Raw genomic sequence first — 13,746 nt, forward strand, 5'->3', positions numbered from 1 at the left:
GAAAATAATTTTTATTTATAGACAGTTTACAAAGAATTTAAGTATCAATTACCCCATAACTTACATTAACATAATTATTTATGTTATTTTTATTATGCGTGCATAATATATTTTATTAACTTTGAATATCAACACTTAAGAATGAAGGAAAAAACAATAGACTATGTTTTGCGAGCTACCTGGATGGCAGTATCTAAAATGTACAATGAAGAAGCCGGTAAAGCCGGAAGCACTATGTCTACCGGTTTTGCTCTGTTAAGTATAGATCCTGAAAACGGGACGCCATCTACTTCCCTTGGCCCAAAAATGGGAATGGAAGCTACAAGCTTATCTAGAATATTGAAAACAATGGAAGAGAAAAAATTAATCCTCCGTAAGAAAAACCCAAAAGATGGCAGAAGTGTGCTTATATATTTAACCGATTTTGGTCAGGAAATGCGAGAGTACTCCAAAAAAGTAGTTTTGCGTTTTGATGAGGCTGTAAAGGAAAACGTTTCAGAAGAAGATTTAAAAACCTTTATTAAAGTAGCCAACACAATTCTGAACCTTATTTCAGAAAAGAAAATTTACCAGAAAGAAATTAAAGTAAACTAAAAACAAGTAATTCTACAGTTTAAAAATCTGTAGTTTTTATTCAATAACGAAAACCTTATAGTTAAAACCAGATTATAATTATGAAGAGAAGAATTAATAAAGTAGCAGTAATAGGCTCCGGAATTATGGGGAGCGGTATTGCCTGCCACTTCGCCAATATTGGCGTAGAAGTTCTTTTGTTGGACATCGTCCCAAGAGAACTCAATGAGAAAGAAAAGAAAAAAGGACTTACTCTAGAAGATAAGCAAGTTAGAAACAGATTGGTAAACGATTCTTTACAAGCTTCTTTAAAGTCTAAGCCCTCCCCTATTTATCATAAAGATTTTGCAAATCGTATAGAAACCGGAAATATGGAAGACGATATTTCCAGGGTTTCCGAAGCTGATTGGATTATAGAGGTAGTTGTGGAAAGACTGGATATAAAGCAACAAGTGTTTGAAAAGCTGGAAAAACACCGTAAAAAAGGTACACTTATTACCTCTAATACTTCGGGAATTCCTATTCAGCAAATGAATGAAGGCAGAAGTGAAGACTTTAAGCAACATTTTTGTGGAACACACTTCTTTAATCCTCCAAGATACTTAAGGTTATTTGAGATTATTCCTGGGCCAGATACCAAGCAGGAGGTTTTAGATTTCTTAAACGAATATGGCGAAAAATACCTTGGTAAGAAATCGGTTGTTGCCAAAGACACTCCCGCATTTATAGGAAACAGGATAGGAATTTTTAGCATAATGAGTCTTTTCCATATGGTGAAAGATATGGATATGACCATAGAAGAGGTAGATAAACTTACCGGTCCCGTTATTGGTCGCCAGAAATCTGCCACCTTCCGTACGGTAGATGTGGTTGGTTTAGATACCCTGGTGCATGTGGCCAACGGACTTCATAAAGGTGTTCCAGACGATGAGGCACACGATCTTTTTGCCTTACCGGATTTTATACAGACCATGATGGATAATAAATGGCTGGGTAGTAAAACCAATAATACCGGGTTTTATAAAAAGATAAAGAAAGAAGATGGTTCTAGCGAAATTAAATCGTTAGACCTGGATAAAATGGAATATCGCGATAGAAAAAGCGCGAAATTTAGTGTACTGGAGCAAACCAAGACAATAGATAAACTGGAAGACCGCTACGAGGTTTTAGTAGGTGACAAGGGTAAAGCCGGTGAATTTTACCGCAAGAATTTCGCTGCACTTTTCGCCTATGTCTCTAACAGAATTCCGGAAATCTCTAACGAACTTTATAAAATTGACGATGGTGTAAAAGCCGGATTTGGTTGGGAGCACGGTCCTTTCCAAATGTGGGATGCCCTGGGTGTTAAAAAAGGGGTTGAAATCATGAAAGCCGAAGGTAAAGAACCCGCGGCTTGGGTACATGAGATGATAGAGAGCGGTAAAGACTCTTTTTACACCGTTAAAGATGGAAACACTTATTATTACGATATTAATAAAAAAGATCACGTTAAGATTCCGGGGCAAGATTCGTTTATCATTTTAGATAATATTCGTGAGTCTAAAGAGGTTTTCAGCAATAGCGGAGTTGTAGTTGAAGATCTTGGTGATGGAATCCTTAATGTAGAATTCCGCAGTAAGATGAATGCCATTGGTGGTGATGTTCTCGATGGCCTTAATAAAGCCATAGATATGGCAGAAAAAGATTATCAGGGATTGGTAGTAGCCAATAATGGTAAAAACTTTTCGGTAGGTGCAAATATTGGGATGATCTTTATGATGGCCGTAGAACAGGAGTATGAAGAGCTTAATATGGCCATAAAATATTTCCAGGATACAATGATGCGTATGCGCTACTCTTCTATTCCTACCGTAGCTGCCCCACACTCCATGACCCTGGGTGGCGGATGTGAACTTTCACTACACGCCGATAAGGTAGTGGCAGCAGCCGAAACTTATATTGGACTTGTAGAATTTGGAGTTGGCGTTATTCCCGGTGGTGGGGGCTCTAAAGAAATGACACTTCGGGCCGCAGATACCTTTGAAAAAGATGATGTGGAATTAAACCGATTAAGAGAGCATTTCTTAACCATTGGAATGGCAAAAGTTTCTACCTCAGCCTATGAAGCATACGATTTAAATATTCTTCAAAAAGGAAAAGATATTGTAGTTGTTAATCCCGAGCGCCAACTAAGCATTGCTAAACAACACGCTTTATTAATGGCTGAAAATGGGTATACCAGGCCGATTCGCCGTACGAATATAAAAGTACTTGGAAAACAGGCTTTAGGTGCTTTCCTGGTAGGAACCGACCAAATGAATGCAGGTAAATATATTAGTGACCACGATAAAAAGATTGCAAACAAACTGGCTTATGTTATGGCCGGTGGAGATTTATCTGAACCACAAATGGTAAGTGAACAATACTTGTTAGACTTGGAAAGAGAAGCTTTCCTATCCCTAACCGGTGAACGCAAAACCCTTGAGAGACTTCAGCATATGTTGAAGAAAGGGAAGCCGCTTCGTAACTAGTATGGAGTATTTAGTATAGAGTAGTGAGTGAAAAACTTAAAAGTTTAGAATATGCACAATTTAAATGATTTAAAAGTTTGGATTAAAGCAATGGATATTGCTGAAAAAACTTATCAGCTCTCTGCTAATTTTCCAGCTGAGGAAAAATTCGGTTTAACAAGTCAAATAAGAAGAAGTGCTGTGTCAGTTCCCTCGAATATAGCAGAAGGAGCCGGCAGAAATACTAAGGGAGAATTTAAAAATTTCCTTGGAATTGCGAGCGGATCTTCTTACGAACTTTATACTCAACTGTTACTTTCTTATAGATTGAATTTGGTGGACGAAGAAAAAGTTGCTCCAATTTTATCTGAAGTAATTGAGGTTCAAAAAATGAATTACGCTTTAATAAAATCGTTAGCTGTTTGAGTTGTCTCAATACTCAATACTAACATCTAAATACTAAGAAATGAAGAAGACAGCATACATAGTAAAAGCATATAGAACAGCCGTAGGGAAAGCTCCTCGCGGAGTATTCAGGTTTAAACGGCCCGATGATTTGGCTGCAGAAACCATTGCATACATGATGAAACAATTACCCGATTTTGATAAAACCAGAATTGACGATGTAATTGTTGGAAACGCAATGCCCGAAGCAGAACAGGGTTTAAATGTAGGTCGTTTAATTTCTCTTATGGGGCTGGAAACCGAGAAAGTTCCCGGGATGACGGTTAATCGTTACTGTGCATCGGGACTGGAAACAATCGCTATTGCCTCGGCCAAGATTCAAAGTGGTATGGCCGATTGTATTATTGCAGGGGGTGCAGAAAGCATGAGTTACATTCCTATGGGAGGATATAAACCGGTTCCTAACTACAAGGTAGCCAAAGAAGGAAACGAAGATTATTACTGGGGAATGGGACTAACCGCAGAAGCAGTGGCCGAAAAATATAAGGTTTCCCGTGAAGACCAGGATGAATTTGCGTTTAATTCTCATCAAAAAGCATTAAAAGCACAAAAAGAAGATCGTTTTCAAGATCAAATTGTGCCTATTGACGTAGAAGAAACATTTGTAGGCAAAGACGGTAAGAAGCAAACAAAAACCTATACGGTTAATAAAGACGAAGGGCCACGTGCCGATACTTCCAAAGAAGTTTTAGGTAAACTAAGACCTGTTTTTGCCGAAGGCGGAAGCGTAACTGCGGGTAACTCTTCACAAATGAGCGATGGTGCTGCCTTTGTAATGATAATGAGTGAAGAAATGGTAAAAGAATTCAATCTTGAGCCTATCGCCAGATTAGTAAGTTATGCCCCGGTAGGTGTGGATCCCAGAATTATGGGGATTGGCCCTGTTCACGCCATTCCAAAAGCTTTAAAACAAGCGGGATTAAAACAAGACGACATGCAGCTTATTGAACTTAACGAGGCCTTTGCCTCGCAATCTCTGGCTGTAATTCGAGAATTAGGCTTAAACCCTGAAACTTTAAATCCTAATGGCGGCGCAATTTCTATGGGACATCCATTGGGTTGTACAGGAGCAAAACTTTCGGTACAAATCTTTGATGAAATGCGAAAACGCAACCTAAAAGACAAATATGCCATGGTAACCATGTGCGTAGGAACAGGACAGGGAGCTGCGGGAGTTTATGAGTTCCTTAGCTAGAAGCAAGAACTAAGACTCAAGAGACAAGACTTAATACTAAAGAGATGCAAAGACATAATTTCAAAAGATTGAAAATTTGGAAAGAAGGAATGTTTCTTATTAAAGAAACTTATAAAATAGTTAGAAATTTTCCCGATTTTGAAAAATTTAATCTTGTGTCTCAATTAATTAGATGTGCGGTTTCTATTCCTTCTAATATTGCTGAAGGAACGAGTAAAAGAACTAATAGACATTTTATACAATACCTTGAAAATAGTCTCGGTTCAGCTTTTGAGTGGGAAACCCAATTAATAATTGCTTATTCAGAAAAATATATTTCAGAAGAAAGATTTAAAGAATGTGAATTGAAAATTCAGGAAATATAAAAAATGATTTCACGATTTATAGACGGATTAGACAAGTCTTGAATCCTGACTCCTGTATTCGGATACTTAATTCCAAGAAAAATTAAAAATAACATCAAAATAATGGAAACAACAGAAAATAAAAATGAGTTTCTCCGCGGTGGTCAATTCCTGGTAAAGGAAACCAAAGCAGAAGATATATTTACGCCCGAAGATTTTACAGAGGAGCAAAAAATGATGCGTGATTCGGTAAAGGAATTTGTAGATCGGGAGATCTGGCCGAAAAAAGAAGAATTTGAGAAAAAGAACTACGCCCTTACTGAAGAAGTAATGCAAAAAGCAGGAGAACTGGGCTTTTTAGGAGTTGCTGTACCCGAGGAATATGAAGGTCTTGGCATGGGCTTCGTTTCAACAATGCTTGTTTGCGATTATATTTCGGGAGCAACGGGATCTATAGCAACTGCGTTTGGAGCCCATACCGGCATTGGAACGCTACCAATTCTACTATATGGAAATGAAGAGCAACGCAAAAAATACGTTCCTAAATTAGCTACAGGCGAATGGTTTGGTGCCTACTGTTTAACCGAACCGGGAGCCGGAAGTGACGCCAATTCGGGAAAAACCAAAGCCGAGCTTACCGACGACGGAAAAAGCTATAAAATAAACGGCCAAAAGATGTGGATCTCTAATGCAGGATTCGCAAGCGTTTTTATTGTTTTTGCCCGTATTAAGGACGATAAAAATATTACGGGCTTTATCGTAGAGTATGACAAGGAAAACCCTAACGGAATCACCTTTGGGGAAGAAGAAAAGAAATTGGGAATCCACGCTTCATCTACCCGACAGGTGTTCTTTAATGATACCGTAGTTCCGGCTGAAAATATGCTTTCGGAACGAGGGAACGGGTTTAAAATTGCGATGAATGCCCTTAACGTAGGCCGAATTAAGTTGGCTGCCGCATCTTTAGAAGCACAGCGAAGAGTAACCGAAGAAGCCGTTAAATATGCTAACGACCGGGTACAATTTAAAACACCTATTGCAAAGTTTGGTGCTATAAAATCTAAACTTGCCGAAATGGCTACCTCAGCTTATGTTGGGGAAGCTGCTTGTTACCGGGCTGCAAAAAATATTGAAGATAGAATAAACCTTCGCTTACAGGATGGCCAGTCTCATGCCGATGCTGAATTAAAGACTTTTGAAGAATATGCCATAGAATGTTCCATTTTAAAGGTTGCTTGTTCTGAGGATATTCAAAATTGTAGTGATGAAGGTATTCAGGTATTGGGAGGTATGGGATTCTCTGCCGACACCCCTATGGAATCTGCCTGGAGAGACGCCAGAATTGCCCGAATTTATGAAGGCACCAATGAGATTAATAGAATGTTGGCTGTAGGTATGCTTATTAAAAAAGCAATGAAAGGCCATGTAGATCTTTTAGGACCAGCGCAGGCGGTGGGCGAAGAACTTACAGGTATACCTTCTATGGATAAGCCAGACTATAATGAATCATTCGCCGAGGAAAAAGATATGATCAAAAAACTGAAAAAAGTTTTTCTGATGGTAGCCGGTAGTGCAGTTCAAAAATTTGGTCAGGATTTAGAAGAGCACCAACAATTGCTTCTTGCTGCTTCAGATATACTTATCGAAGCTTATATGGCCGAATCTGGTATTTTAAGAGCCGAAAAAAATGCAAAGCGTTTTGGCGAAGAGGCACAAAAAGAAGAAATTGCCATGGCGAAATTGTATCTATACCACGCTGTAGATACGGTTAATCAAAAAGCCAAAGAGGGAATTGCATCTTTTGCTGAAGGAGACGAGCAGCGTATGATGCTCATGGGTCTTAAGCGTTTCACCAAGTACGACCGAATGCCAAATGTTGTAGAATTAAGAAATACTATTGCTGAAAAACTTACTTCAGAAAATAAATATTGTTTCTGAAAATTCTGATAAATCTATTTTAAAAGACCGTCAAATTTAGACGGTCTTTTTTTTATTGCTTAATTTTAAAAATAATCCATTAGCAATTTTTAAATAAACTTCATTAAAAAGGTATGAGCAACCAATTAAAATGGTTATTTTTAAGTTTCAGCATTTTTTTGCTACCCATTTCAATATACGCATTTCAAGCAGACTCGGTAGCTAATTCCAAAGAGCTTCCTTCAGAAGAAAAAATAAATGAACCAAACAAATCAAACTATCTCCCTAATAGCTTAGAAGACTACAATGAGGCCTATTATCAACTTACGCGATTAAATAATCCTTTAGGTTTAGCCCCAAACAAATTTAACTTACAAACTCCCCAGGCTACCCTGGAACATTTTGTAATTAACTGTAGGAACAAAAATTTTAAAAATGCCGCTTATGCTTTAAATTTTAATTTGTTCCCTAACAACTTAACTGAAGAAGAAGCGATTAACATCGCTCAAAAACTATATTTTGTCATGGATCAGCGCGTGGCAATTAATTGGGATGGTATTTCAGACAGGCCAGACGGGCAGGTAGATATTAGTACAACTACCAACCAGGCAGTAGCAGGTGCCCCCAGAAGAAGTGTGGTTTTTGGCGAGGCAGCAATAGAAAATCGTGATATAATTTTTAGGCTACAAAGAGTAAAATATAAAGATTATGGGGCTTTTTGGTTAATTTCTGCGAACACTGTTGAGAATACTGAAGATTTATACCAGGTCTACGGCCCTACTTTTTTAGACCGCTATATGCCAACTTGGTCACAGGCAAAAATAGGTACCGTTCCCCTATGGAAGCCGGTGCTAACTTTTATATTGCTAATATTCTCGTATATGTTGGGAAAGGTAGCTATTCTTTTAATTAGAAGAATTGCCCTTTCATTTAACAAACCGCTCATTATGGCTCTATCCAAAAAGTTAGGCGTTCCGGCTGCCTTAGCTACGGGTGTGCTCTTCTTCTATATTAGTCTTAATGAACTCATATCCTATTCCGGGGCCTATTCAAGTACTATTTATGCCCTTTTACTTGCAATTGTAATAGCATCCGGAACCTGGTTTTTTATGCGAATATTAGATTTTGCAATGCGCTACGTTGCCGAACATAAAATTGGCGATCTTACCTCAGAAAACAGTCATGAGTCCAGGCAACTTTTCACCTATTTGTCGGTAGCCAGAAGAATTTTAACTTTTACGGTGGTAATTATTGGCACCTCCATTATCCTATCTCAATTTAGATCTATGGAGAAACTTGGAATTTCCATGTTAGCTTCGGCAGGATTAGCAACCATAATCTTAGGTATTGCAGCGCAAAGCACCCTGGGAAATATTATTGCCGGAATTCAAATTGCCCTTACCAAACCTGCCAGGATTGGGGATACCGTAATTATTGAGGGACGCTGGGGCTATGTTGAGGATATTCGTTTTACTTATATGATTGTTAGAACCTGGGATCTTAGAAGACTGGTGGTACCTTTAAAAACAATAATTTCTGATACTTTTGAGAATCTTTCTATAACCAGTCCCCATTCTTTAAATGAAATAGAACTTTATGTAGATTATAGAGTAGATGTTGAAAAACTTAGAATGAAATTTAAAGAATTACTCGAAAATTCTGAAGAGTGGGATAAAGAGCATCCACCTATATTACAGGTTACAGAAATGACTGAAAAATCTTTAAAAGTAAGAGCAATTTGTAGCGCCAGTACAGCAGTTATGGCCTGGGACCTACACTGTAAACTAAGGGAACAAATGGTTGCTTATATTAAAGAGTTAGAAGAAGGAATTTACTTAACGCGCTCTCGTGTAGAGGTAAAAGAGCCACATTTCAATTCTAAAAACATTAAAAAACCAAACGAATAATTGACTTAAAGTAGCTGCCGGTTTTAATCTATGAATTTGCAGGAAGAAGCCTTAGATTTATATAAAATAAAATCTGTCTAAACTTCTTCCTATAGTAAACTATCTCGGGGAAAGCCCACGAGGCATTCATTGGAAACAAATTTTTAATTTTGAGGAAGCCCCGGGATGTTCGGTGCCAATAAAAAATTAAGCTCCACAATTAGATAATGCTCTTTTAATTAAAACTCGCTAAGCCAGCTTTCCTCTGAACTTGTTCCAATGCTAAAATTAGCAGCGGTTTCTATCAACGCCAAATGAGAATACGCCTGCGGAAAATTCCCCAACAACCTTTTGGTTTCAAAGTCTATATCTTCACTAAATAGCCCCAGGTGGTTGCTATAAGAAAGTAATTGATCGAACATTTTTTTGGCTTTCTTCTTCTCCCCTATTTTAAATAGACTATCTATAAGCCAAAAAGTACAGATTGTAAAAGAAGAAGTTGGCTCGCCAAAATCATCTTTATTTTTATAGCGGTACATGAGTCCATCTTTGCACAACTCTTTTTCGGTTGCTTTCACGGTGCTTACAAATCTGGGGTCTTTAGCTTCAATAAAGCCATATTGCTCCATTAGTAAAGTAGAAGCATCTAAATCTTTAGAACCATAATATTGTGTATAGGCCTGCACTTCTTCATTCCAGCCGTTTTTATAAATATCATTATAAATTTCGGCACGTAGAGATTTCCAATGTGTATCATTAATACCCATTCTTAAAACCTCTCCAATTTTTATAGCCCGGTCTATCGCTACCCAACATAAAAGTTTTGAGAACACAAAGTGCCGGTCTTCAGTACGTAATTCCCAAATTCCTTTATCAGGCTTTTTCCAGTTTTCTTCTACAATACTTACAATACCGCGTACCACCGTCCAGAGTTCTTCAGAATTCTCTAAAGAGGTTTCAAACTGGTTAAATTGCTGGTAAATTACCTCCATCAAAATTCCGTAGATATCATTTTGCTTTTGGATATAAGCCGCATTGCCGGTTCTTACCGGGTGAGAGTTTTTATAACCAGATAAATGATCTAAAATATGCTCAGTGAGCTCTTTTTCGCCATTTATCCCATACATAATCTGGATTTTCTCATCCTTATCGGGGATAATATCTATGATAAACTGAAGAAAATCTTTAGCCGATTTTATATGCCCAAGGCCGGCCATTACTTTAATTACCATAGAGGCATCACGAATCCAACAAAAACGATAGTCCCAATTTCTTTCTTCCCCGATAGTTTCGGGTAAAGAGGTGGTTGCGGCCGCCAAAACAGCACCCGATTTTTTATAACTAAGGCATTTTAAAACCAGTGCACTTCGCATTATTTCATTTTCATAATGCGTATATCGGGTAGTTTTTGCACTCCAATTCATCCAATAGGTCTTGGTTCGTTGAAATTTCAAATAAGAACGATCTAAAGTTTGCGTTATAAGCTTCTCGTGATACCCAATTAAGCAGTATGCGTTTCCGGTTAATTCGATCTCGTTTTGTTCTAAAATGTCATTCAGGTCTAAACTGGAATAAAAGAAAAGAGAGTCGTACTTACCTTCTTTGGTATAGCTTTTAATATAATTTTCCTTTAGATTATTATATGTTTTCTCGCGAGAAAAATCTAAACGAGGATCGTATTTAATTCTAAACTTAGGTCTGCCCCCTGTTAAACGAATAAATCTAATTATATCTGGCGGCGCATAAAAAGACCCGTCCTCTCGTGGATATCTAGGCATAAAATCTATAACCTGAAAAGAATTTTCACCATCATTAAATTGGGTATTTAAAATATTGGTTTCCCAAAGATATTCCTGGGTAATTTTATAGGAATCGTCTACTATAAACTCAAAACTGCCTCCAACCTTCTCATCCAATAACTTGGCAAAAACAGCCGAAGAATCGAAATTTGGCAAACAACACCAGTCTAATGATCCCGTTTTTGAAATCAATGCAGCACTTTTACAATTCCCTATAATTCCGTAATCTAAATTCTCCATATACTCTTAAAATTCTTTAAAAAGACTTGTAGTGTAAAATGATTTTCGGAAATTTAATAAAAATCAAATTCGCAACAACGCCATTCACATTTAATTATGAGTAAAACGATAATAATTTCCAATAGATTACCCTTACAAATTAGTTTAGAAAATAATCATCTGGAGGTCACTCCAAGTGTTGGCGGACTGGCAACCGGCTTAAAATCTTTCCATAAGGATGGTGATAGTATTTGGATAGGCTGGAGCGGACTCACAAAAGAAGAAATCCCGGAAAATCTTTTGAAAGATGTTAAAGAAAAAGCCCGAAAAGAAAATTGTGTTGCGGTAAATCTTAGTGAAGAAGAAATTGAAGGTTTCTATTTTGGATTCAGCAATCGAACTATTTGGCCGCTTTTTCACTATTTTATGGAATATACCGAAGCCGATAAAGAGCACTGGGAAACCTATAAAAGCGTAAATAGAAAATATGCAGATGAAGTACTGAAACATTATAAAGACGGTGATCACATTTGGGTGCACGACTATCAATTGCTTTTAGTACCTAATATGATTAGGGAAAAACAACCCGAAGCAACAATTGGTTTTTTTAATCATATTCCTTTTCCTTCTTATGAAGTTTTTAGAACACTACCCTGGCGTGATGAAGTGTTAAAAGGTGTACTGGGCGCCGATTTAATAGGCTTTCATACCTATGATTATGAGCGACATTTTTTAAGTTCGGTAAGCCGAATTTTAAGGCATCAGGTGAATTTTAATGAAATCACACTTCCGGAAAGGATTGTAAAAGTAGATTCTTTCCCCATGGGTATAGACTATAAGAAATTTGAAAATGCCGCCCATGAGCATTTTAAAAATACTGAAGAACAGCGTACAGAATTACAAAGGCGGTTAGATCATCATGCAAGCGAGACCCCTAATGCAAAACTTATTTTAAGCATAGACCGCTTAGATTATACAAAAGGAATTGCCAACAGAATTCGTGCCTTTGAATATTTCCTGGATAACCACCCAGAGTTTATTGAAAAAGTGAGATTGGTAATGCTTGCAGTGCCCTCAAGATCTAATGTTCCTCAATATCAACGATTAAAAAGGGAAATAGATGAGTTGGTAGGAAGAATAAATGGAAAATTTTCTACCGTAAGCTGGACTCCTATCTGGTATTTCTATCGTTCTATGCCTTTTGAAAACTTAATAGATCTTTACACCAGTTGCGACATTGCATTATTAACGCCAATAAGAGATGGAATGAACCTGGTAGCCAAAGAATTTGTAGCTACCCGAATAAACCAAACCGGGGTGCTTATTTTAAGCGAAATGGCCGGGGCCGCTCACGAAATGAATGAAGCATTAATAATAAACCCCAATAATTTCCAGCAAATTTCAGAAGCTTTAATCCAGGCTATAGAAATGCCAAATGAAGAACAACAGCAACGAAATAAAACACTTCAAAAGCGATTAAAACGTTACAGCGTAGAAAAATGGGCCAATGATTTTATGAAGGCACTAAAAGACACAAGTCAGGATCGAGAAGCATTTAAAGCTACAAGGATATCTTCTAAAGTTTCAGATGAAATTTTGGAGAAATTTAAAAATGCAGAGAGTAGAATCCTATTCCTTGATTACGATGGAACTCTAGTCAACTTTACAGACAAGCCTGAAAAAGCAAAACCCGATCAAGAATTAATTGATTTGGTTCATAAATTAAACGAATCCGAAAATACCGATGTAATCCTTATTAGTGGCCGGGACAAAGACACCCTGGGTTCCTGGTGGCAGGAAATTCCTGTAGAACTTATTTCGGAACATGGTGTTTGGATGCGTCAAAAAAACTCGGAATGGGAACTTTCTGAAAATGTAAATAACGATTGGATGAGTACGGTAAGACCGGTAATCGAAACCTTTGTAGATAGAACACCCGGTACTTTTATTGAGGATAAGAATTATTCATTGGCATGGCACTACAGAAAAGCCGATCCGGAATTAGGAGAAATAAGGGCTAATGAACTTTCTAATGTTTTAAAAGAGTTGATTTCTAATCACGGACTTAGCGTTCTTGAGGGAAATAAAGTGCTTGAAATAAAAAGTAGCGGAGTTAATAAAGGAAAAGCTTCCAACAAAAAACTAGTTGGTAAAAAGTACGATTTCATTTTTGCTATTGGAGATGATTGGACAGATGAATATATGTTTGAAGAACTCCCTGAAGAATCTTTTACGGTTAAAGTTGGGATGAAAAAAACCAGTGCCCGCTATTATGTAGAAGACACCTCTAGAGTAAGGAGTATTCTGAATAAATTTGCGGAAAACTCTTAAGCTTTGAAACTGTTAAAATCCTTGACATTTACCAAAAAAGTTTATGCATAACTTAACTCCTAAAATATGGCAAACATTCTAATATCTTCTACTTTTACATTGAACAATTATACGAACCAAACTTAAAAACTTAGATCGATGAAATCAGGAAAAATGTTATTAGGATTAATATCAGGAGCAGCTGTAGGTGCAGCTCTAGGAGTGTTATTTGCCCCTAAAAAAGGAGCAGATACGAGAAAGGCGATTTCAGATTCAAGCAATGAAGCATTGGAAGGAACTAAAGGAAAATTCAATGAATTTTCAAATTCTCTAAGTCATAAAGTAGATGCCTTAAAGAACAAAACCAAAGCTAGCCTTTCTAAATCTAAAGTTGACGAAAAAGCACACGAAGCAAAAGCTGAAATTCATAATATGAAAGCTAGCTAAATTCTATTTTAAATAGAATGTGATAAAAAATCCCGGTAAAATTTCCGGGATTTTTTATTTATAGTATTACCAAATTCGCAATTCTTTGTGATATCAAAGAAA

At 37.2% G+C, this 13,746-nt stretch carries 10 protein-coding genes; 9 read left to right on the top strand and 1 reads right to left on the bottom strand.

Annotated elements, in window-relative coordinates; all coding sequences use genetic code 11:
• The first annotated feature begins 141 nt into the window (after positions 1 to 141).
• The 7 genes from I6U49_RS09900 (at position 142) to I6U49_RS09930 (ending at position 8,890) form a co-directional block, all read left to right on the top strand.
• A complete protein-coding gene (locus tag I6U49_RS09900) occupies positions 142 to 594 on the top strand; it encodes a MarR family winged helix-turn-helix transcriptional regulator (protein ID WP_193710811.1) in 453 nt (150 codons plus the stop codon).
• 80 nt (positions 595 to 674) lie between these two features.
• Positions 675 to 3,083: a 3-hydroxyacyl-CoA dehydrogenase/enoyl-CoA hydratase family protein gene (locus I6U49_RS09905; RefSeq protein ID WP_198628553.1), complete on the top strand. Its 2,409-nt coding sequence runs from the start codon at positions 675 to 677 to the stop codon at positions 3,081 to 3,083.
• A 51-nt stretch (positions 3,084 to 3,134) separates the two neighbouring features.
• A complete protein-coding gene (locus tag I6U49_RS09910; RefSeq protein ID WP_198628554.1) occupies positions 3,135 to 3,488 on the top strand; it encodes a four helix bundle protein in 354 nt (117 codons plus the stop codon).
• A gap of 40 nt (positions 3,489 to 3,528) precedes the next feature.
• Complete coding sequence (locus I6U49_RS09915) at positions 3,529 to 4,722, top strand: acetyl-CoA C-acyltransferase (protein ID WP_198628555.1); 1,194 nt, start codon at positions 3,529 to 3,531, stop codon at positions 4,720 to 4,722.
• Positions 4,723 to 4,766: 44 nt separating this feature from the next.
• Positions 4,767 to 5,087 (top strand): four helix bundle protein, encoded by a 321-nt coding sequence (locus I6U49_RS09920; protein ID WP_198628556.1) that lies wholly within the window; start codon positions 4,767 to 4,769, stop codon positions 5,085 to 5,087.
• 102 nt (positions 5,088 to 5,189) lie between these two features.
• Positions 5,190 to 7,004 carry an acyl-CoA dehydrogenase family protein gene (locus I6U49_RS09925; RefSeq protein WP_198628557.1) on the top strand — a complete coding sequence of 605 codons (1,815 nt, stop codon included), beginning with the start codon at positions 5,190 to 5,192 and terminating at the stop codon, positions 7,002 to 7,004.
• A gap of 113 nt (positions 7,005 to 7,117) precedes the next feature.
• Entirely contained in the window at positions 7,118 to 8,890 is a 1,773-nt protein-coding gene (locus tag I6U49_RS09930; protein WP_198628558.1) for a mechanosensitive ion channel family protein, read from the top strand.
• 218 nt (positions 8,891 to 9,108) lie between these two features.
• Here I6U49_RS09930 and I6U49_RS09935 read toward each other — a convergent pair whose 3' ends face one another.
• On the bottom strand, positions 9,109 to 10,908 hold the full coding sequence (locus tag I6U49_RS09935) for a glycoside hydrolase family 15 protein (protein WP_193710804.1): 1,800 nt from the start codon (positions 10,906 to 10,908) through the stop codon (positions 9,109 to 9,111).
• Between the two features lie 96 nt (positions 10,909 to 11,004).
• Between I6U49_RS09935 and I6U49_RS09940 the strand changes: the two genes are divergently transcribed.
• Together I6U49_RS09940 and I6U49_RS09945 are read left to right on the top strand one after the other, a co-directional pair.
• Positions 11,005 to 13,218, top strand: coding sequence for a bifunctional alpha,alpha-trehalose-phosphate synthase (UDP-forming)/trehalose-phosphatase (locus I6U49_RS09940; protein WP_198628559.1), 2,214 nt, complete (start codon positions 11,005 to 11,007; stop codon positions 13,216 to 13,218).
• Positions 13,219 to 13,356: 138 nt separating this feature from the next.
• On the top strand, positions 13,357 to 13,644 hold the full coding sequence (locus I6U49_RS09945) for a YtxH domain-containing protein (RefSeq protein ID WP_193710802.1): 288 nt from the start codon (positions 13,357 to 13,359) through the stop codon (positions 13,642 to 13,644).
• Positions 13,645 to 13,746 lie beyond the last annotated feature (102 nt).

It is taken from the genome of Salegentibacter maritimus, assembly GCF_016236915.1.
GTDB classification, from domain to species: Bacteria; Bacteroidota; Bacteroidia; order Flavobacteriales; family Flavobacteriaceae; genus Salegentibacter; species Salegentibacter maritimus.